Here is a 20,905-nt window from a genome sequence, read left to right on the forward strand (position 1 = left end):
CAAAGGAGCTGGAAATATGAAAGTAAATATTCTAGGAACAGAATATGATGTTGAAATTTTATCACAACGTGATGAAACAATGAACGCAATAGAAGCTGTTGGTTATACTGATTATTCAGTCAAAAAAATACGGGTTCTTGATGTAACCAAAAATACTGATTCAGATCAGCAGGAAGATACAGAAAGATATCAAGATTTAATCATAAGGCATGAACTAATTCATGCCTTTTTGTATGAAAGTGGGATTGATTTTAGGATGCAATTTCACAATGAAGAAATGGTGGACTGGTTAGCTATGCAGTTTCCTAAAATGGTAGAAGTGTTTGACAAGATGGAAATATAAGACAGAGGTGGTGAGCATGACTTGGAAAAATACGAGCTAGCGTATGATGATTACCTTAGCGGTATGAAATACAAAGAAATAGCAGCAAAGTATGGAGTTACTGTAAGTGCGGTCAAGTCGTGGAAGAGTCGCTACTGGAAAGATAAAAAGTTGCAACCAAAAAAGAAAAAGGTTGCAACCAAAAAAGATGCAAAAAAGATTGCTAAAAAAATTGCAGATGAAAGCAAGCTGGACGATGAACGCCAGCTTTTTTGTATATATTATTTGAAATATCACAATCAAGTAAAAGCTTACATGAAAGTAAAGCCTAATTCCAAATACAGCAGTGCTGCAGTCATGGCTAGTAGATGGATGCATGAACCGGGAATTCAGGAAAAAATAAAGCGGTTGAAAGCCGAACTCTATGTAGAAGCTCTGCTGGATCCGCACGATATCGTTCAAAAGTATATCGATATTGCTTTTGCAGATATTACTGACTATGCAAAATTTAGTGGCGGAAGTGTTAGTTTGAAAAACAGTGACTATGTCGATGGAAGTATTGTTCAAGAAGTTACTCAAGGAAAACATGGTGTTTCTATAAAGCTAAACGACAGGATGAAAGCACTCGACTGGTTAACTAAGCACCTTAATATGGCTAATGATGAGCAGAAAGCTAAAATTGAGCTGATAAAAGCTCAAATCGGTAAATTGAATGCCGGAGAAGAAGCTGAAACATTCGAAAACGATGGCTTTATTGAAGCTTTAGATAACTCTGCAAAAGAAGACTGGAGCGAAGATGAAGAAGAATAGGGCACTGTTCAAGTTTAAGCCTTTTAGCAAGAAGCAGCGTAAGGTCCTTAACTGGTGGTGCGATAGCAGTCCAGTAAAAGACAAAGATGGAATCATAGCAGATGGTGCAATTCGTTCTGGTAAGACCGTTGCAATGGCCTTATCTTATGTCATGTGGGCAATGGAGAATTTTGACGGCGAAAATTTCGGGATGGCCGGTAAGACAATCGGTTCCTTTAGGCGTAACGTTCTTGCTGTTTTAAAGCTTATGCTTAAAACAAGAGGCTATAAAGTAGTTGATCATCGAGCTGATAACATGCTTACAGTAAGCAGGAACAGTGTTACTAATTATTTTTATATCTTTGGTGGTAAAGACGAACGATCCCAAGATCTTATACAAGGTATTACTCTGGCAGGAATGCTTTTCGATGAAGTAGCACTTATGCCTGAATCTTTTGTGAATCAGGCAACTGCAAGATGTTCGGTCGAAGGTTCGAAGTGGTGGTTCAACTGCAACCCGGCAGGACCTTTTCACTGGTTCAAGGTCAACTGGATAGATAAAATAATAGAGAAAAACTTGATTTATTTACACTTCACTATGGACGATAACTTATCTTTAAGCGAAAAGATAAAGGAGCGTTATCGAAACCAATGGAGTGGAGTTTTCTACGACCGTTACATATTAGGTCTGTGGGCAGTAGCTGAAGGAATCATCTATGATATGTTCGATAGGGCAAGAAACGTTGTCGATACGGTTAGAAGCCTAACGCAAACAAGATATATAAGCTGTGACTATGGTACACAAAACGCCATGGTCTTTTTGCTTTGGGAAAAAGGTACTGATGGTATCTGGTACTGCACTAATGAGTATTATTACAGCGGTCGAGATAAGAAAAAACAGAAAACTGACAGTGAATATGCAGATGATCTGGAAGAATTCGTTGGAGATAAGAAGATAAAGCAGGTTATAGTTGACCCGTCTGCTGCTTCTTTTATTGCAGAACTTAAAAAACGAGGTTTCAAGGTCAAGAAAGCAAAAAATGACGTGGAAGACGGAATAAGAGAAGTCGGTACTGCTTTGAAGCAGGATAAAATCCGTTTTAAAAACAATTGTGTAATGACAATAAAAGAGTTTGCTACCTATGCCTGGGACCCGAAAGCATCGGAGAAAGGCATGGATAAACCAATCAAAGAAAATGACCACTGCATGGATGCAGTTAGGTATTTTGTATATACGATATTAACACATAAAGCTAAATTAAATACTAGTTTGAAAGGAGGAATTTAATGTTTAGATTGCCAAGCAATACTGAAATGACGCCGGAGCTTTTATCAGAATATATTACTAAACACAAAGCAATAGTAAATAATCGATACTCTAAGCTTAAAGATGCATATGAAAACAATTATGATATCTTTCATCAAACAGCTAAAGCAGAATATAAACCGGATAACCGTATTAGTGTCAATTTTGCAAAGTATATTACAGATACTTTTAACGGTTTTTTTATTGGAAATCCAATTAAAATTCAGTCTGATAATAAAGATGTAAATGATTATCTGCAGTATCTGGACAGCTATAACGATCAGGACGATAACAATGCCGAGCTATCGAAAATCTGCAGCATTTATGGAAAAGGTTATGAGATGTATTACGTTGATGATGAAGGAAATATTGGTATTACTTACCTAGCACCAACGGAAGCATTTATTATCTATGATGAAAGTATAGTGGAAAAACCACTATTTTTTGTTAGATATTACAAAGATTATGAAAATGTTGAAAGAGGTAGCTGGTCAGATGCAACGCAAGTACAGTATTTCTACAACAATGGGAGCTATAAATGGCAGGATGACCCACATAACCATGGTTTCGATGGTGTTCCAGCAACTGAATATGTAGAAAACGCAGAAAGATTAGGTCTCTTTGAGAGTGCACTTCCTATGATCAATGCATATAACAAAGCAATTTCTGAAAAAGCTAATGATGTCGACTATTTTGCTGATGCGTATCTTAAAGTTCTAGGGACGCTCCTTGATCAAGAGGGTTTGAAGAAGATAAGAGACAATCGAATCATAAATTTCGATGAAGATGCTTCAGATTTGGTAGTCGAATTCATGCAAAAGCCTAATGCGGACACAACGCAGGAAAATTTGTTAAATAGGCTGGAAAGACTTATCTATCAGATATCAATGGTAGCAAATATCAATGATGAAAATTTTGGAACTTCCAGTGGTATTGCTTTGAAATACAAGCTTCTTTCTATGACGAATTTAGCCAAAACGAAAGAACGTAAATTTGTTAGCGGTATGAACAGAAGATATCGGCTTATTTTCAGTAATCCAGTTAGTGGAATGACCAGAGATGCATGGGTAGGTATTCAGTACAAATTTACGTTTAATATTCCAGCTAATTTATCGGACGAAGCAACAGTTGCAACACAGCTGGAAGGTGTCGTATCGAAAGAAACGCAGTTATCAGTATTGTCAATCGTAGATGATGTGCAAAGTGAGTTGGATAAAATCAATGCTGAAGATGAACAGAATGCGTTGTCTATCGTTGATCAGCGAATGTTCAGCAATGACACTAGTGAGGATGTAGATGAGTAGTTACGATTACTGGAAAGAGCGAGAAGAGGCTCAGCGTAAAAAAGATAACAAAGACATGAAGTCTTACTCAACTGAAATAAAGAAAATCTATCAAAATATGATGGATCAGATAAGTAATGAAATTCATGCATTCTATTCTAAATATGCGAGTGATACTGGTATAACAATGGCCGAAGCTATCAAACGAGCTAACAAACTTGATATGGAAGAGTATTCAAGAAAAGCTAAAAAGTATGTTGAAGAAAAGAATTTTTCTGAACAGGCAAATGCTGAGATGAAGCTTTATAACATGACGATGAAAGTTAATCGGCTTGAACTTTTAAAAGCTAACATTGGATTGGAGCTAGTAAGTGGCCATGATGAACTGGAAAAGTTTTTTCAGGAAGAATTGGAAGGTAAAACAATTGAAGAAATTGAAAGGCTCGCTGGAATTCTTGGTGATTCGATACAGAACAACAAAGAATTTGCCGAGTCTATTGTTAATGCATCTTTCCACAACGCTACTTTCAGTGACCGTATCTGGATGCATCAGGATCTACTTAAAAACGATATAAGTAGTCTGTTGCAAACCGGTCTAATTCAAGGTCGAAATCCAAACGTATTGGCCAGAGATTTGAGAAAACGTTTCAATGTCAAAATATCCGATGCTGAACGTCTGATGCGTACCGAAATGGCTAGAGTACAAGTTGATGCTCAAATGCGATCATACTTGGCTAATGGAATTGATGAATATGAATATATAGCTTGTGGGGGTTCTGATGTTTGTTCTATTTGTCGAGCAATGGATGGTAAGATATTCAAGGTATCGAAGATGATGTCGGCAAAAAATGCTCCACCTATGCATCCTAACTGTCACTGTTCTACTGGAGCTCATATTGACGATAAAGATTATGAAGACTGGTTAAGCTTTATCGAAAGTGGCGGGACGACAAAAGAGTGGAATGTTCAAAAAAGAATAAAATCGAGTATGGGAAAACAGCTTGAAAAGTTGACTACTAAAGAAAAAGAAGTATTGACTAGATATACAGGGAATTTAGCATTTCAACTTAATACTGCTCTTAATGCAAACAGATATAAAAAATATCAAGACGAGATAGATATACTTGATAAAGCTTTAAATAAGGGGACTATTCCAGAAGATGTTGTATTAAGAAGAAAAATAAGCCTAGATTTTTATGTTGGAAAAAGGAATTATAGTTTAGATGATGTAAAGCAATTGATTGGTACTGAGGAAACAGAAAAAGGTTATACATCTACATCGTTCAATCAGTTTGATGATATTGATTTCAAATTACGTGACGGATTTATAGAATTTGATGTTCCTAAGGGATATAAAGGTGCACTCTACATTAAAAGCTTAGCTTATCCAAAATATAAAAATCAGGATGAGGTCTTGTTTGCCCGAGATTTGAAATATATAATAAAAGATGTAACAGAAGAAAACGGAATTTATTATATCAAGGCAGAGGTGATTAAAAATGATTGATCCAAAAGATTATCCACTTCACGTAGAACAACTTGGCGGTGTTGAAGAATTTGAAGAGTATATAAGATTATGGAAAGAAGCAACCCCGTGGATGGATGAAGAGCGGATTAAGGATTTATTAAAAGACGAAGAGCAAGCTGGAGTAAGTATGTCCATGTGGACTAACCCATATATGCGATAACAAATAAAGTTTTATATTTTGACCGACTGTTTAGTCGGTTTTTATTTTGGAGGTAGAAAACATGGCTAATGACGATATGTTTAAAATCATATACTGCATCTTAAAAGAATTGTATGAATGCAAAAAGCAAGGTTTTAAAGTGTGTAAACACGATATCAGTCACGAACGATTCGGTATTCCATATTCATACTGGCTTGATATTCTTATAGAAATGCAAAAGAAAGGATACGTTGACGGTGTACTGTATAGAAGTACTAAAGGGACAGGAAGAATCGTAAATTATGATGACATTGACATCACGTTTGAAGGTGTAGAATATCTTGAAGAAAATTCAATGATGAAAAAAGTTGCTGAAATTTTGAAAGATGTAAAAGATATTGTACCAGGATTATGATAAAGATTAAAATAGAAGAAACAAACGAACATATCCATATCGAAGTAAAAGGTCATGCTAATTACAATATCGTTGGTCAAGATATCGTCTGCAGTGCAATTTCTGCACTTCTGCAGACACTTTGCTACTCGTTAGAGGAATTGACCATTGATAAAGTTAATGTTTCACTAGAAAGCGGTAATTCGTTTGTAAGCATATATAAACCACATTGCAAGAGTCGAACATTAGTCGGCTCTTTTTTTATAGGCTGTCGCGAGATAGCAAACCTCTACAGCGATTATGTAGAGGTAGTTAAAACTAAAGATGAATAGCGTCCGTTTCTGGACGCTTTTTATATTGTCCAGGCGTGTAAGACGTAAAAAGATACGAGAGCAGGCGTGGAACTCGTTATAAAGCTACGGTTAGAAAAAAAGTTAGGCGTGATAACTATAAATTACGGTAGTTTAAAACAAAAAAATTGGAGGAAACTATGAGAGATTTTTTAGACAATTTATATTCAAGAAGATTTATTGATTTACAGCTTTTCGCAGATGGCGATGATTCTGAAGGCGGAGAAGGCAATGACGATGATGATGATCCAGAGGATGGAGAAGGTCAAGATGATGGAAAAAACACTAAGAAATACAGTGATGATGAAGTAGATCGTATCATTGCACGTAAGCGTGCTGAGTGGGAAAAACAGCAAAAGAAAGCACAAAAAGAAGCTCAGGAAGCTGAACGGTTAAAAAATATGACTGCTCAAGAAAAGCAGGAAGCACAATTGAAAGCTCTTCAAGATGAATTAGCAGGATACAAACGTGAAAGAACATTAGGGGAAATGTCTCGAGTAGCTAGATCAATGTTAGCTGATCAGGATATTACGATCAATGAAGAGTTGTTAGCTAATCTTGTAACAGAAGATGCAGACACAACTAAAACTAATGTAGAAAATTTCGCTAAGATGTTCAAATCGGCCGTTCAAAAAGAAGTTGCTGCTAAGCTTCGTCATGAACCACCTAAAAAGGGTAGTCAATCAAAGATGACTAAGGAACAAATCATGGCTGTTAAAAACACTGCTGAAAGACAACGTTTGATCAATGAAAATATAAATCTTTTTGTTAAAAAATAGGAGGAAAGTATGAATAAATTTTTATTAAATTTGCAATTATTTGCTGAAGATAATTTAATCACAAGTAACGATATCGAACCTGCGATTTCAATTGATTTTACAAGCAGATTAACATCTAACATTACTGAATTACAACAATTATTAGGTGTTACAGATATGCAACCTATGTCTGCTGGTACAAGTATCAAAATCTATAAGACAGAACAAGTTAACACTCCCGAACAAGTTGGTGAAGGGGAAACTATTAAATTAACTAAAATCGAAAGAAAACAAGTAGATACTATCGAATTAAAATTAGAAAAATATAGAAAATCTACAACAGCAGAAGCTATTCAAAAAACTGGTAGACAACGAGCTATTAACGAAAGTGATACTAAATTGGTATCTGGTATTCAAAAAGACATTAAACGTAAATTCTATAAGGCTTTAAAATTAGCATCTGGAAGCGCCACTGGGTCTACATTACAAAGCACTTTAGCTGCAGTATGGGGCGCAATTCAAAAACAATATGAAGATATGGATGCAACACCAATTTATTTTGTCTCTAGTACGGATGTAGCTGATTATTTAGGAGATGCACAGGTGACTTTACAAACTACTTTTGGATTTAGCTACATTGAAAATTTCTTAGGTTTAGGTACTGTAGTAATTACTCCAGAACTTGATCCAGGGGAAGTTTATGGTACAGCTAGAGAAAATATCAATGGTGCATATGTTCCAGCAACTTCTGGAGATGTAGCACAAACATTTGGATTAACAGGAGATGCCACTGGATTAGTGGGTATGACTCACCAAATCAAAGGTGATAATGCTACAGTAGAAACAATCTGTTTCTCTGGTGTAGTATTCTATCCAGAGCTTACAGATGGTATCATCAAAGGAACTATCGATGATACACCAACATTAGATACATTAACAGTATCATCTGCAGCAGGTTCTACAACTGGTACAACTAAAGTTACTGTAAGTCCAGAATTAGGACAAGGTCATATCTACAAATACAAAACAGATGCATCAGCAGCACCAACTGTTACATATGGTCAAAATGTTAGAAATTGGACTGCATGGGATGGTAAAAGCGATATCGAAGCCACTACTGGTCATCACATCACTATCGTAGAATGTGATAGTACTTATAAAGCTCTAGCTTCAGGTACAGACGAAGTTACTTCAATGGTCTAAGGCGGTGAAGCCTTATGGCAGTATTAGATGATGTCAAGGTCCTTCTAGGTAATCCTGAAGGACTTGACAATAAACTAAATACAATCATCAATCTGACAGAAAATCGTTTGAAAACTCTTTTAAATGAAGATACAGTACCTGCAGAACTGGAATACATCGTCACAGAAGTTACAATCATACGATTTAACAAGATAGGTTCAGAGGGTGTTTCTTCGCATTCAGTTGAGGGTGAAAGCATGTCTTTTAATGACAATGATTTCGCTGGATATCTTGATGATATCGAGGCCTACAAAAACAAGAAAAATGAAGTGAAAGGTAAGTTGAAATTTCTATGAGATACGATACACCTGTATATTTTCAAAAAGTTAAGCAAGGCGAGTATGATCAAACGACTGGTGACTACAAAGATGATACTGTCGAAGAAACGATGGTAATGGCTAGCGTGATGGATACCAGAACGGAGACAATGAAACTGGTCTACGGTTCTATCAAGCAAGGCAGTCTAACTGTTCATATGCAAAATCATTATCGAGGAGACTTCGATTTTATAAGGGTTGGAGAAAAGCAGTATCGAGTCGATTATGGTCGGTATCTAAGAGTAAAACAGAGCATGGTACTTTCAGAGGTGCAGTAATGGGAGTAAAAATTACTGGAATTGAAAAGCTCCAAGTAAAATTGAAAAAAAATATAAAAATGGATGATGTTAAAAGAGTTATTAAAAATAATGGTGCTCAGCTTCAAAACAAAATGGTTAGAAACGCTAACTTCGTTAAAGGTTATCAAACCGGGACTACAAAAAGAAGTATCAGGCTTGATGTGACTGACTTTGGTTTGACAGCCGAAGTTGGTCCAACGACCGAATATAGTGGATACCTCGAATATGGTACCAGATATATGGCGGCTCAACCATTCGTAAAACCATCTCTTGAAGAACAAGAAAAGAAATTTAGAAGTGACATGAAGAAGTTGACAAAATGAGGTGGAAATGATGGATCCTCAACAGGAATTGTTTACTACATTAAAATTAGAATTAGAAAAGCTAGGATATGGTGTATATGATGGATTTTTACCACCTGAAGATACACCATATCCTTTTATATATTTAGCAGATAGTCATCTTATAGATGATGCTAATAAATCTGCAGTATTTGGCAATGTATATCAAACAGTACATATTTGGCATAACAATCCAAAGCAACGTGGTACTGTTTCAAAAATGTTACTAGCTATAAAAAATACTGCTAGAAAAATAGATAAAACTGATAATTTTTCGTGGTTCGTTATTAATATTGATCAACGAATATTAGCCGACACCACTACAAAAACACCATTGTTACATGGGGTTTTAGAGTTAGAATTTAAATTTTCATAGGAGGTTAATATGGAACGTAAATTTGATTTACAGCTATTTGCTGAAGCGGTACAAGGTAGAAGAATTGTTTATTTATATCGCCTTTTAAGCAAAGAAACAACAACTGCAGCAACAAACATTGCTTTTACAACTGAAAATGAAAATACAATGTCACAAGATGCAGATACAACACAAACTAAAGATGGCGCAATCAGAACACCGGGAGGTATTGAAGTTGAAATTACTTGCACTTCAATAATGGCTAAAGGTGATACATTATATGATGATTTGAAAGCTGCTATGAAAAGCAGCGAATTAGTTGAAATGTGGGAAGTCAATCTTGATGAAAAAGGAACAAGTGATAATGCTCAAAAATATAAAGCAACTTATTACCAAGGATATATTACTGAGCTTGGATTAACGGCATCTGCAGAAGATTTTGCAGAGATTTCAATTACATACGGTGCAAATGGTTCTGGAGCGAGCGGTTATGCAACTTTAACAGCTGAACAGCAAGAAATTGCAGAGTATGTATTTAAAGATACTACTAAAGTTGCTGAAGAATAAAAGAAGCTAAAAAATAGCTTCTTTTAATTTATATGGAGGTAAAAATGGAATTAACAATTAATAATCAAGTTTATGAATTTAAAGCTGGTATCGGTTTTTTAAGAGATGCAAATAAGAGAATACAACAAAAAATCGAGGGAACAGACCGAGTAAAGGATGTGGGTCTGCAATATTTGATTGCTGGGATAATCGATGGTGAAATCGAAGATCTTATCGATACATTAGACCTTATGAACAAAGGATGTGCACCTCGTCTTACGAAAAAACAAATCGAAAACTATATCGAAGAAGTTGAAGACATTGATAAATTGTTTGATGAAGTTTTGGGTTTCTTGAAGAATGCGAATGTATCGAAAAGAATCACGAAAGATCTACTGAGAAGAGTAGAAGAAGCTCGGAAGAATCAATAGATAAGGATTTTGAAGAACTTTATCACGAGATAGCTCTAAATTGTTTCAGGTATCTAAATTATAAAAACTTTCATGAGGTAGATATGTTAACGATACCTGAATACAACCTGTTAATGAAGTCTGTAGAACTTAAACAGGTCGATAAAAGCTACTGGATACATTTACAGGCATATAAAAATCTGCAGGTAAAAGCAGAAAAGAAAGTCGGCAAAAATATAACAAGACCGGTATACAACACTTTTAAGAAATTCTTTGACTATGAAAATGAAATAAATAAAGTGTTAGGACTAACAAAAAGCAAAATTGATAAGTTCAAAAATCTAAAAAATTACATGCGAAGAAAGGAGAAGTAAAATGGCTGAAAGTTTTAGTGTAAAAGCGATATTAAGTGCAACTGATAAAGGTTTTACTTCTGCTTTTGAAAAAGCAAATGCAGCTGCAACAAGTTTAAAAGACAAAATAACTAGTGGACTGGGTTTTGGTGTACTTACAGGCATTGGTCAAAAAGCATTTGATGTTGTAACAAGTGGAATAGGTGGTATTACAAGTGAGTTGTCTGAAAGTTCTGCAGCTTGGAAAACATTTGAGGGCAATATGGGGATGCTTGGAAAAACTGCTGATGAAATCAATTCTACAAAAAAAGAATTGCAAGATTTCGCTACACAAACTGTATATAGTGCCTCTGATATGGCAACTACTTACAGCCAGTTAGCCGCAGTAGGTACTAAAAATTGTACTCAACTTGTTAAGGGCTTTGGTGGCTTGGCCGCAGCAGCCGAAAATCCAACACAGGCTATGAAAACATTAAGTCAACAAGCTACTCAAATGGCAGCAAAACCTAAAGTTGCCTGGGAAGATTTCAAACTTATTCTAGAGCAGACACCAGCAGGAATTGCTGCAATCGCTAAAGAAATGGGAAAAACAACATCTCAATTAGTTACAGATGTTCAAAATGGTAAAGTAAAAACTGAAGATTTCTTTGATGCAATTACAAAAGTAGGTACTAATGATGCGTTTACTAAACTTGCAACAGAATATAAAACTGTTGATCAGGCAATGGATGGTCTAACAGAGACATTAAGTGTTAAACTTTCTCCTGCTTTCGATGCTCTATCAGAAATTGGGATAGGGGCAATCGAAGGTATAATTTCATCTATGGATAAATTTGACGCGTCTAAAATAGCAGATTCAATTACAGGAATGGTCGATAAAGTTGAACCTTACTGGACTGCATTCAAAAATGCTGCTTTAGATGCAGGAGATGGAATAATAAAGATTGTTGGAGTTGCGGGAGAATTAGTAGATGCATTTATCAGTAATGAAACAGTAATAAAAATGTTTTCAGATACATTAGAATCAGCAGGAAATGTAATCCAAAGTGCAGGAGAATTTGTAGAAGATAACCAAGAAACAATTAAAACTGCTACTCCAATTATTTTAGGATTTTTTGCAGCTTGGAAAGGCTATAAAAAGATAAAATCAGCTGCTACATCACTACAAAAATTTGCAGATAAATTAACTGGTTTAGCAGGTTCAGCAACAGAAAAAGTAACTGAAAAACTGGATGATGTTGCAAAGAGCTCAGAAAAAGTAGGAAAGTCATCATCAAAAAGTGCGACAGATCTAGTTGCAAGTGGTAAGTCTTTTGTCCTGATGGCAGCAGGAGTATTGCTTTTAGCAGCAGGTTTTGCTTTACTGGCTAATTCAGCTATTTCCTTAGCAAATGCCGGACCACTTGCAATCGGTGTTATGGCTGGATTAGTAGTCGCTTTAGCCGCGTTAGGTGCAGGGATAACAGTAATGCTTAACAGTATCAAACCTGGGCCTGCTCAATTGAATGCTATTTCAGTAGCAATGTTAGCAATGGGAGCGGCGGTTATTTTAGTAGCGGCAGGCTTTGCAATTCTAACTGTATCAGCAATAAGCTTGGCTAATGCTGGACCATTAGCAATCGGTGTTATGGCAGGGATGGTTTTGGCAATAGCTGGTCTTGCTGCAGGTGCTGCAGTTTTAGGACCAGCGTTAAGTGCTGGAGCTGTAGGATTTATTGCATTTGGTGCTGCAATTGCACTTGTAGGTGCTGGAGCGCTTCTTGCAGGAGTTGCATTAGCAATTGTCTCTGCTGTATTGCCTACTATAGTTGAGTACGGTGTTAATGGTGCGGTTAGCATAGCAGCTTTAGGAGCAAGTATGCTAGTTTTTGGAGCAGGAGCAGTTGTTGCTGCAGCAGGTGCCATAGCATTAGGAGCTGGTCTTGTTGTCGTTGGCGCAGGAGCCCTTGTAGCTGCTGCTGGAGTATTAGCTCTTAGTGTTGCAGTTATTACTGTAGGTGCAGGTTTACTTGTAGCAGCAGCGGGAGCAACAGTATTGGGACCAGCAATTCTTGTAATAGCAACTGGAGGTTTAGCTGCTACGGCATCTATGTTAGCACTTAGTGCGGGAATAATTGCATTTACTGCAGGAGCTGTAGCTGGAGCAGCCGGCTTTGTTGCTCTTAGTGCTGGATTGATAGCAGGTACAGCGTCAATGGTAGCTTTTACAGCCTCACTTGTGGCGGTCACTGCAGGTATGATAGCTTTAGCTGCTGGACTTGCTGGAGTGCTTGCTAGCATGAAATCAATACAAAAAAGTGCAAAATCAACTGCTAGTTCATTAAAAAGCATGAAAGCATCAATTAGTTTTGTAAATAGTGCATTAGATGGATTAGGCAATATGTGTAAATCAGCAATTAAATCGATGATAAATGCTTTTAATGATGCTGAAGGGAAAGTAAAAACAGCTGGTAAAAATATAGGAACTGGAATTACTCAAGGAGTACAAGCCGGTACTTCACAATTGCCAATAATTACAAATCAAGCTGTATTAATGGTAGTAATGACGTTACAAGCTGCACAAAATCAAACCTATAGCGCAGGAGCTTATATTGGAAAAGGGCTAGCTAATGGTCTTCGTTCTAGTTTAGGCGAAGTTAGATCCGTTGCCGCTCAACTTGCAAGTGCAGCTGAACAAGCTATTAGAGCTAAAGCAAAAATTCATAGTCCATCTCGAGTTTCCGATAAATTAGGAACATATTGGGGACGAGGTTTAGTAAATGGTATTGCACGTATGAAAGCTAAAGTAGCTAAAGTAACAGATGCTATTTTTAGCATACCAAATACAAATACATATGCACCTAAATTAGCTTTTTCTGGTGGATATAGTGAATTAAATGCAGATTATAGCTATACTCAAAAAGCTGAATATACAATTTATGTTCCTTTTAATATCGAAGGTAAAGAATTTGCACATGCTACGGCTAAATATACAGACGAAGAACTAAAAAAACAGGAAAAAATCAACAACATGATCAAGGGGGTCAAGTAAATGTACGAGTTTAGAGATACAACGGCATCAGAGTTTTCGGCAGGTAATTCACTACCTGCTGAAGCTATGTCTTTTAATGGAAAGTATTTTGAAAACGAAATTACAGGTTACAGAACCCTTCATGTTTCCGGTCGTGAGATTATGTCAGCAGAGGTGCAGACTGAAGATATTAATTTGATCAATGGCTCTAAGTACTTTGGAAAAAGATATCCAGCTAGAACCATTACAGTTACTTATCAGTTGATTGCAGAAAATGATACGGCTTTTAGACAGGCATATAACAAGTTGAATCTTCTGTTAAGAGGAGAACAGGTACAGATAATTTTTAACGATGAACCTGATAAATACTTCATTGGTACTGCAGTGGGAAACACTGATCCAGAGCCAGGTGCTAATTCGGTTACCGGAGAAATAGAAATATACTGCAGTGATCCGGTCAAATATTCAACTACACTAAAAGAAATTACAGCTAGTGCTAATGATGATGGAGTACTGGAAGCTGTAATCGAGAACAATGGAAGTGTACCAGTTTCTATTGATTATGAAATAACACATAATGCAGAAACAGGATACATCGGTATAGTATCTGAAAATGGTGGAACCATGCAATTTGGAAAAATTGATGAGGCAGATACTGAGCCTTATGAAGTCAATGAAGATCTTGTAACTTTACAGGATTTTATCAGTGCCAGCAATGATACGGGTGTAGATGTGATGCATCCAAACTACGGTACTAAAGGTACTCTAACTTTAAAAAACTGGTTCGGTAAAAACTTCCTGACTTTTTCAACAAAAGGTACAACTGTAGGTAACGCAAATGGTGGAATGCGTACAGTTACTATTCCAGCCGACTCTGGAGGGGATAGCTCTGGAGCGGTAAATTTCTATGCTTATTTTCATTTGCTGTTTTACGCAGGGCTGATGGGACAAACGGGAGAAATGTCCATCAGCTTTTTAACTGCAGATAATAAATTAATCGCCGGCGTAAACTGGAACAAAACGGATACTGTAGGGAACACTGGGCATTATGATCTGGTAACCTACAATCCTAACCCAAGTGGCGATATGGCTGGTAGAGTACTTAAATCTTATGATTATACAACAAGCCATATACACAGTGAAAACCCTTGGTATTGGGACTGGGGACATTGTGATTTGCTGAAAGAAGGAAGCAAATTACGTTTTTATTACAACGGAAATTATCCATCTTTTGTTGTTCCTGAGGTTGAAAATTTTAAATGTGCTAAGATACAGCTCTCATGTAAACAGTGGGGAGAACGCGGAGGAAATCAGCTTTTAACCTACTTCGGCTTTGATACGTTTAGATTTGAAAAGATGAACGTAACTAGATATCGTGATATTCCTAATCGGTATAAAGCTGGAGATGTATGTACGATAGAGGGTGCAGAGTCAAAATTTTATGTAAATGGAATGCATAAACCAGCGGACGAGGTACTTGGAACTAGTTATTTTAAAGCTGATCCAGGCGAAACTAAAGTTCAATTCTCTTTTAGTGAGTGGACAACTACAAAACCTACGGTAAAAGTTAGAATACGAGAGGGGTGGCTATAAATTATATGAATAATATCAGAATAGCTATACTGAATGCCTATGACAGTGTGCAGACCTTTATTGATAATCAGGCTACAAATGCAATGCATTACTTTGATGAAGAACTGCATACATATTTATCGGGTTCGGCATATACATTTACATTTTCTACTTTCTCTGATCATGAAGATGCAAAGTATCTGGTAGTCGGGAATAAGCTATCTTTTAAATATAAAGATAAAGGTTATTACTGCAATATCGTAAATATAGAAACGACAGAAACGAAAGTTAAAGTAACAAGTTATGGTTTATCGCTAGAGCTTACAAACGAAGAGATTGGTGAGTATTCAGGAACCTCTTTAAGTTTTGAACAATACATCGAAAATTTTAACTTTGAAAATAAAGTAATTACTATTGGAGTTAATGAAGTATCAGACAAAAGAATATCAAACGAATGGACGGGTACAGAAACAGTTTTGGCTCGTCTTTTTTCGTTAGCAAATGTTTTTGATGCAGAACTTGAGTTCGTTACAGAACTAAATGACGATTATTCATTAAAACAGATTACTATGAATGTTTACCGAGCTCATTCTGATGCATATCAAGGAATGGGACATGATAGGACGAGCGAGGTAATTAGATATGGTAAGGAAATAAAAGGAATAACAAAAACAAGCGATATTACTGAACTGTATACTGCTATCCGTCCGACCGGTACAGATGGTTTAAATTTAGCTGGAATATCTAAGACAGAATATGATGCAGATGGAAATGTTGAGTACTATTCGCCTAGCGGAACTATAGAAATCCTAGCACCTCAAGCGAGAGATAGATTTCCTTCAACACTTCTTTATACAGATAATGACAGATATATAGCTAAAGTTTGGAGCTATGAAACTGATAATGTAAATGTACTGTATGGTCAGGCTCTTGCTCAATTGAAAAAGAACTGTGTGCCTCAGTCTAGCTATGAAATCGACGGCTATATTGATGCTGATATCGGCGATACATTTACTATCGAAGATAGCGAATATAATCCGATTTTATATTTGCAAGCAAGAGTAGTCGAGCAGATTATTGTTTTTACTGATGAGACAAAATGCAAGACAACATTCGATAACTTTACCGTCGTAGAGTCACAGATCAGCGAAGATCTTCTTGCACAAATGAATGCTTTAGTTGAAGCGAATAAGATGTATCAGGCAACGATCGTCAGCGACAACGGTATCTTGTTAAAAAATAATACCGACTCAACTATACTTACAGCACTGTTAAAAGACGGTGTCGAAGATGTTACAAACAACCTTACGATAAACTGGTATAAAGATAATGTTTCACTGGGTACTTCAAAATCAATAACTGTTTACGCAAAAGATATCGAAGATAAAAGCGTTTATCGATTTGAAGCAATTGACAGTAACAACAAGATCAGAGGAACTGCTGAAGTTACAATAATGCTACTTGAGGCGGTAGATGGACAAACTTCATATATCCATATTGCCTACTCAAACAGTGAAGACGGAACTGTCGGATTTAGTACAAATGACAGTGAAGGAAAAGAATATTTAGGGCAGTACGTAGATTTTAATGCAATAGATAGCGAAACACCAAGCGACTATTACTGGTCAAAAATCAAAGGAGAGCAGGGAGAACAGGGAATCCAAGGAGAAACCGGTCCTCAGGGAGCTACAGGACCTCAAGGACCACAGGGCGAGACTGGTCCTCAAGGTGAACCGGGACCACAAGGGCCACAAGGTGATGTTGGTCCACAGGGGCCTCAAGGTATTCAAGGACCTGCCGGAGAAAATGGTCAGACAACTTATTTTCATATCAAATACAGTTCTGTTTCTACTCCGCAGTCAGCTGACCAGATGACCGAAACACCTAGTGCTTATATTGGAACGTATGTTGATCACAGTGAAGAAGATAGCAATGACCCTAATGACTACGTATGGTCAAGATTTCAGGGAGAACAAGGTACACAAGGAATTCCTGGTCAAAACGGGGAGGATGGTAAAACAAGTTATCTTCACATCAAATATTCAAATGACGGCGGTATTACGTTTACTAGCAATGATGGAGAAGATGTTGGTGATTACCTTGGTGTTTACATAGATTTTACAGCACAAGATTCATCAGATGTTGACAGCTATACTTGGGCAAAGATCAAGGGAGAAACTGGAGCACAAGGTATTCAAGGACCTACTGGTGCAGATGGTACAAGTTCATATTTCCATGTTCGTTATTCTCAAAACGCTAATGGAAATCCGATGACTGAAAGTGCAGTTGATGCTTTGTACATGGGGGTCTGTGTTACAACGTCAGCTATTGCACCTTCTTCATATACAGAATATCAGTGGTCAAAAATAAAGGGAGATAAAGGTGAGCAAGGTATCCAGGGACTTAATGGTGAAGATGGACAAAGCTCATATCTTCATATCAAATATTCAGACAACGGAACCTCATTTACCGCAAACAACGGAGAGACACCTGGAAAATATATTGGTACTTACGTTGATTTCAATCCTACAGATAGTACAGTTTTTAGTAATTACACTTGGGTCAAAATTGAAGGTCCTCAAGGTATACAAGGTCCAAAAGGTGATGATGGTATTCAATATTATACCTGGTTAAAATATGCAGACACTCCTACAAGTGGTATGAGTGATAGTCCAGATGGAAAGGACTATATTGGTCTAGCTTACAATAAAACTACTGCTACTGAAAGCTCGAATTATTCTGATTACACCTGGTCAAAGATAAAAGGCGAAAAAGGTGATCAGGGAATTCAAGGACCTAGCGGTGATGATGGCCAGACTTTATATACATGGGTCAAATATGCGACATCTGCAAGCGGTGCAAATATGTCTGATGATCCAACGAATAAAACTTATATTGGGCTGGCGTACAATAAAACTACTGCTAGTGAGTCAAACAATGCGAATGATTATCAATGGTCTTTGATTAAAGGTGATAAAGGTGATACTGGTCCTCAGGGACCTGCAGGTGTAAGTGTTTCTAGTATCACGGAATACTATGCCGTGTCATCATCTAACACCAGTGCACCAACGTCGTGGTCTACGGACGTTCCAACAATGACGACAACGAATAAATATTTATGGAACTATGAAAGAATAACTTATAGTGACAGTACTTATGAAGAGTCGTCTAAAAGAGTTATCGGAGTCTATGGTAATACCGGACCACAAGGTGCAACTGGAGCTAAAGGCGATAAAGGAGACACAGGAGCCACAGGTAAAGGGATTTCTAGCATAGTTAACTATTATTTAGTTTCATCTGCTTCATCTGGTGTTACAACATCAACAAGTGGATGGTCAACAGCTATCAAGACTACAACTGAGACCAACAAATATCTCTGGAATTACGAAAGAATTACATACACAGATAATTCTACGTTTAATTCAACCCCTTGTATAATCGGTACTCATGGTGCGACCGGACCTCAGGGAGATAAAGGAGATACCGGCGCTACCGGTCCTCAAGGTCCTAAGGGTGATACTGGAGCCACTGGTGTAGGAATATCAAATGTAACTGAATATTATGCGGTATCAAGTTCAAATACTACAGCTCCAACCTCATGGAGCACGTCTGTACCAACCATGACCACGACAAACAAATATCTCTGGAACTATGAACGTATTACTTATACAGATAGCTCAACAGAAGATACTGCTAAGCGAGTAATAGGTGTCTACGGGAACACAGGATCCACAGGTCCAAAAGGAGACAAGGGAGATACAGGTGCCACGGGTGCTCAAGGACCGCAAGGAAGTACAGGTGCCACTGGTAACGGAATATCTTCTATAGTCAATTATTATCTTGTATCTGCTTCATTAAGCGGAGTAACAACTTCTACTTCTGGTTGGTCGACTACGGTCAAAACAACTACAACAACTAATAAGTATTTATGGAATTATGAAAAGATTACTTATACGAACGGAACAGTTGTAAATACCACTCCTTGCATCATAGGAACTCATGGAGCTACTGGAGCAACCGGTGCCAAAGGGGATAAAGGAGACAAAGGCGATACAGGAGCTACAGGTGCGACAGGCCCTCAAGGTCCAACGGGTTCGGCTGGTAAAGGAATTTCTTCAATCACTGAATATTATCTCGCTACTACTGCTTCAAGTGGAGTTACGACATCTACGAGTGGTTGGACGACAACAATACAGTCCATCACATCTAGCAAGAGATATCTATGGAACTATGAAGTTATTAAATACACAGATAATTCCACAACTACTGTTTCTCCTTGTATCATTGGTGTTTATGGTAACACAGGTGCTACCGGAGCGACTGGTGCTAAAGGTGACAAGGGTGATAAGGGAGATACTGGAGCTACTGGACCTCAGGGTGCAACAGGCGCAACTGGAAATGGTATCTCAAGTATTACAAATTATTACTTAGCAACAACTGCAGCAAGTGGTGTTACTACTTCAACCAGTGGCTGGACAACATCAGTACAAAGCATTACAACTTCTAAGAAATACTTATGGAACTATGAAATAATCAAATATACGAATGGAAGCAGTACAACAACTACACCGCATATTATCGGAGTGTATGGAAACACTGGTGCTACCGGTGCACAAGGGCCACAGGGGAATACTGGTGCAGCCGGGGCTGATGGACAAATGCTTTATGCTACTTGTGGCACAGCAGCAGCAACAGCCGCTAAAGTTGCTACTCTTACAAGTGGAACGTTAACTTTAAAAAGCGGTGCTACTGTCTGCGTTAAGTTTACTTACGCTACATCAGTTGCAAATGTAACTTTAAATGTTGGTGGTACTGGTGCTAAGACAATAAGAGTCTATGGTGCTAATCTTACAGCAACTAGTGTTTACAACTGGGTTGCTGGAGCAACGGTACAGTTTGTTTATGACGGAACCTACTGGGTGATGACTGACACATCAGCTTTGAAAGCAGCTGCAACCTGGGCATATAACAATAACCTGAATTATATAAATGGTAGCAAGATATATGCGGGAACTGTTGCTGCTGCACAAATTGCTGCTAATGCCGTTACAGCAGATAAGATTGCAGCTAAAGCAATCACTGCTGCTAAAATGAATATTACTTCTTTAAGTGCAATATCTGCAAATTTAGGCTCTATAACCGGTGGATCTATCAACATAGGTAGTGGAAAGTTTGTAGTAACATCTGCAGGAGTAATTACTGCAACGTCTGGAACTATCGGCGGTGTAACGATTGAGAGCGGTGGATTGACTTCACAAAGTACATCCGGTGGTCTTACTACTCAGTTCAGCATAAACAACGATGGTACTATAGAATCTACTCAAAGTGGCGGAGAAATGAATTATTCATTGCTGATGAACTATGGCATGATTAATCTAAGTGCACTCACAAATGATGGATCTGCAGGAAGCTGGAGCAGACAGATGGGAATTAACATTAGCGGTGGACTAATTAATTTCATTAGTGGTGTTTCGGAAAGTGTTGCTAGCTTTGCCGTAGATGTGAATGAGGGCTGTGTTATTTACACAAATGGTGGCAGTGAACAGCCGATTTTTGAATTAGTAGGAACAGTAAATGTGACTATATAAAAA

The 20,905-nt window shown here is 37.4% G+C and carries 20 protein-coding genes; all 20 read left to right on the top strand.

Features of this window, described 5'->3' with window-relative positions:
- The first annotated feature begins 16 nt into the window (after positions 1 to 16).
- The 20 genes from B5E92_RS04340 to B5E92_RS15950 all read left to right on the top strand — a co-directional run bounded on the left by B5E92_RS04340 (position 17) and on the right by B5E92_RS15950 (position 20,902).
- Positions 17 to 343: a hypothetical protein gene (locus B5E92_RS04340; protein WP_087299566.1), complete on the top strand. Its 327-nt coding sequence runs from the start codon at positions 17 to 19 to the stop codon at positions 341 to 343.
- Positions 344 to 364: 21 nt separating this feature from the next.
- Complete coding sequence (locus B5E92_RS04345) at positions 365 to 1,132, top strand: terminase small subunit (RefSeq protein ID WP_087299568.1); 768 nt, start codon at positions 365 to 367, stop codon at positions 1,130 to 1,132.
- Positions 1,119 to 2,399 (top strand): PBSX family phage terminase large subunit, encoded by a 1,281-nt coding sequence (locus B5E92_RS04350; RefSeq protein ID WP_087299570.1) that lies wholly within the window; start codon positions 1,119 to 1,121, stop codon positions 2,397 to 2,399. The genes B5E92_RS04345 and B5E92_RS04350 overlap by 14 nt, the downstream gene beginning before the upstream one ends.
- Positions 2,399 to 3,721, top strand: a complete 1,323-nt coding sequence (locus B5E92_RS04355) for a phage portal protein (RefSeq protein WP_087299572.1) — start codon at positions 2,399 to 2,401, stop codon at positions 3,719 to 3,721. Before B5E92_RS04350 ends, B5E92_RS04355 begins: the two co-directional genes overlap by 1 nt.
- The gene (locus B5E92_RS04360; protein WP_087299574.1) at positions 3,714 to 5,207 is read left to right on the top strand and encodes a minor capsid protein; all 1,494 of its coding nucleotides are present in this window, start codon (positions 3,714 to 3,716) and stop codon (positions 5,205 to 5,207) included. Before B5E92_RS04355 ends, B5E92_RS04360 begins: the two co-directional genes overlap by 8 nt.
- Positions 5,200 to 5,388: a hypothetical protein gene (locus B5E92_RS04365; protein ID WP_087299576.1), complete on the top strand. Its 189-nt coding sequence runs from the start codon at positions 5,200 to 5,202 to the stop codon at positions 5,386 to 5,388. The genes B5E92_RS04360 and B5E92_RS04365 overlap by 8 nt, the downstream gene beginning before the upstream one ends.
- Positions 5,389 to 5,449: 61 nt before the next feature.
- Positions 5,450 to 5,782: a YjcQ family protein gene (locus B5E92_RS04370; RefSeq protein ID WP_087299578.1), complete on the top strand. Its 333-nt coding sequence runs from the start codon at positions 5,450 to 5,452 to the stop codon at positions 5,780 to 5,782.
- Positions 5,779 to 6,093 (top strand): ribosomal-processing cysteine protease Prp, encoded by a 315-nt coding sequence (locus B5E92_RS16010; RefSeq protein ID WP_087299580.1) that lies wholly within the window; start codon positions 5,779 to 5,781, stop codon positions 6,091 to 6,093. Before B5E92_RS04370 ends, B5E92_RS16010 begins: the two co-directional genes overlap by 4 nt.
- Positions 6,094 to 6,251: 158 nt before the next feature.
- On the top strand, positions 6,252 to 6,890 hold the full coding sequence (locus tag B5E92_RS04380) for a DUF4355 domain-containing protein (protein WP_087299582.1): 639 nt from the start codon (positions 6,252 to 6,254) through the stop codon (positions 6,888 to 6,890).
- Positions 6,891 to 6,899: 9 nt separating this feature from the next.
- On the top strand, positions 6,900 to 8,072 hold the full coding sequence (locus tag B5E92_RS04385; RefSeq protein WP_158095188.1) for a hypothetical protein: 1,173 nt from the start codon (positions 6,900 to 6,902) through the stop codon (positions 8,070 to 8,072).
- 14 nt (positions 8,073 to 8,086) lie between these two features.
- Positions 8,087 to 8,407 (top strand): phage head-tail connector protein, encoded by a 321-nt coding sequence (locus B5E92_RS04390; protein ID WP_087299584.1) that lies wholly within the window; start codon positions 8,087 to 8,089, stop codon positions 8,405 to 8,407.
- Positions 8,404 to 8,706 (top strand): hypothetical protein, encoded by a 303-nt coding sequence (locus B5E92_RS04395; protein WP_087299586.1) that lies wholly within the window; start codon positions 8,404 to 8,406, stop codon positions 8,704 to 8,706. The genes B5E92_RS04390 and B5E92_RS04395 overlap by 4 nt, the downstream gene beginning before the upstream one ends.
- Complete coding sequence (locus B5E92_RS04400; RefSeq protein WP_087299588.1) at positions 8,706 to 9,050, top strand: HK97-gp10 family putative phage morphogenesis protein; 345 nt, start codon at positions 8,706 to 8,708, stop codon at positions 9,048 to 9,050. Before B5E92_RS04395 ends, B5E92_RS04400 begins: the two co-directional genes overlap by 1 nt.
- Positions 9,051 to 9,060: 10 nt before the next feature.
- A complete protein-coding gene (locus tag B5E92_RS04405; RefSeq protein ID WP_087299590.1) occupies positions 9,061 to 9,444 on the top strand; it encodes a hypothetical protein in 384 nt (127 codons plus the stop codon).
- Positions 9,445 to 9,453: 9 nt separating this feature from the next.
- Complete coding sequence (locus B5E92_RS04410) at positions 9,454 to 9,990, top strand: phage major tail protein, TP901-1 family (protein ID WP_087299592.1); 537 nt, start codon at positions 9,454 to 9,456, stop codon at positions 9,988 to 9,990.
- A 44-nt stretch (positions 9,991 to 10,034) separates the two neighbouring features.
- Positions 10,035 to 10,400, top strand: coding sequence for a tail assembly chaperone (locus tag B5E92_RS04415; protein ID WP_143357567.1), 366 nt, complete (start codon positions 10,035 to 10,037; stop codon positions 10,398 to 10,400).
- Between the two features lie 83 nt (positions 10,401 to 10,483).
- A complete protein-coding gene (locus tag B5E92_RS04420) occupies positions 10,484 to 10,753 on the top strand; it encodes a hypothetical protein (protein WP_239406393.1) in 270 nt (89 codons plus the stop codon).
- Position 10,754: 1 nt separating this feature from the next.
- Complete coding sequence (locus tag B5E92_RS04425; RefSeq protein WP_087299596.1) at positions 10,755 to 13,763, top strand: tape measure protein; 3,009 nt, start codon at positions 10,755 to 10,757, stop codon at positions 13,761 to 13,763.
- Positions 13,764 to 15,335, top strand: coding sequence for a distal tail protein Dit (locus B5E92_RS04430; protein ID WP_087299598.1), 1,572 nt, complete (start codon positions 13,764 to 13,766; stop codon positions 15,333 to 15,335). It abuts the gene before it with no gap.
- A gap of 83 nt (positions 15,336 to 15,418) precedes the next feature.
- A complete protein-coding gene (locus tag B5E92_RS15950; protein WP_394337370.1) occupies positions 15,419 to 20,902 on the top strand; it encodes a phage tail protein in 5,484 nt (1,827 codons plus the stop codon).
- Positions 20,903 to 20,905: the final 3 nt, after the last annotated feature.

The sequence above is a fragment of the Erysipelatoclostridium sp. An15 genome, assembly GCF_002160675.1.
Lineage (GTDB): Bacteria > Bacillota_I > Bacilli_A > Erysipelotrichales > Coprobacillaceae > Thomasclavelia > Thomasclavelia merdavium.

What these genes read in the sequence shown, in the direction of transcription:
- B5E92_RS04415 (WP_143357567.1), top strand. Translation starts at nt 10,035, where the DNA reads ATGGAATTAACAATTAATAATCAAGTTTATGAATTTAAAGCTGGTATC.
- B5E92_RS04410 (WP_087299592.1), top strand. Translation starts at nt 9,454, where the DNA reads ATGGAACGTAAATTTGATTTACAGCTATTTGCTGAAGCGGTACAAGGT.
- B5E92_RS04350 (WP_087299570.1), top strand. Translation starts at nt 1,119, where the DNA reads ATGAAGAAGAATAGGGCACTGTTCAAGTTTAAGCCTTTTAGCAAGAAG.
- B5E92_RS04425 (WP_087299596.1), top strand. Translation starts at nt 10,755, where the DNA reads ATGGCTGAAAGTTTTAGTGTAAAAGCGATATTAAGTGCAACTGATAAA.
- B5E92_RS16010 (WP_087299580.1), top strand. Translation starts at nt 5,779, where the DNA reads ATGATAAAGATTAAAATAGAAGAAACAAACGAACATATCCATATCGAA.
- B5E92_RS04365 (WP_087299576.1), top strand. Translation starts at nt 5,200, where the DNA reads ATGATTGATCCAAAAGATTATCCACTTCACGTAGAACAACTTGGCGGT.
- B5E92_RS04420 (WP_239406393.1), top strand. Translation starts at nt 10,484, where the DNA reads ATGTTAACGATACCTGAATACAACCTGTTAATGAAGTCTGTAGAACTT.
- B5E92_RS04395 (WP_087299586.1), top strand. Translation starts at nt 8,404, where the DNA reads ATGAGATACGATACACCTGTATATTTTCAAAAAGTTAAGCAAGGCGAG.
- B5E92_RS04380 (WP_087299582.1), top strand. Translation starts at nt 6,252, where the DNA reads ATGAGAGATTTTTTAGACAATTTATATTCAAGAAGATTTATTGATTTA.
- B5E92_RS04370 (WP_087299578.1), top strand. Translation starts at nt 5,450, where the DNA reads ATGGCTAATGACGATATGTTTAAAATCATATACTGCATCTTAAAAGAA.
- B5E92_RS15950 (WP_394337370.1), top strand. Translation starts at nt 15,419, where the DNA reads ATGCATTACTTTGATGAAGAACTGCATACATATTTATCGGGTTCGGCA.
- B5E92_RS04360 (WP_087299574.1), top strand. Translation starts at nt 3,714, where the DNA reads ATGAGTAGTTACGATTACTGGAAAGAGCGAGAAGAGGCTCAGCGTAAA.
- B5E92_RS04385 (WP_158095188.1), top strand. Translation starts at nt 6,900, where the DNA reads ATGAATAAATTTTTATTAAATTTGCAATTATTTGCTGAAGATAATTTA.
- B5E92_RS04430 (WP_087299598.1), top strand. Translation starts at nt 13,764, where the DNA reads ATGTACGAGTTTAGAGATACAACGGCATCAGAGTTTTCGGCAGGTAAT.
- B5E92_RS04340 (WP_087299566.1), top strand. Translation starts at nt 17, where the DNA reads ATGAAAGTAAATATTCTAGGAACAGAATATGATGTTGAAATTTTATCA.
- B5E92_RS04355 (WP_087299572.1), top strand. Translation starts at nt 2,399, where the DNA reads ATGTTTAGATTGCCAAGCAATACTGAAATGACGCCGGAGCTTTTATCA.
- B5E92_RS04400 (WP_087299588.1), top strand. Translation starts at nt 8,706, where the DNA reads ATGGGAGTAAAAATTACTGGAATTGAAAAGCTCCAAGTAAAATTGAAA.
- B5E92_RS04405 (WP_087299590.1), top strand. Translation starts at nt 9,061, where the DNA reads ATGGATCCTCAACAGGAATTGTTTACTACATTAAAATTAGAATTAGAA.
- B5E92_RS04390 (WP_087299584.1), top strand. Translation starts at nt 8,087, where the DNA reads ATGGCAGTATTAGATGATGTCAAGGTCCTTCTAGGTAATCCTGAAGGA.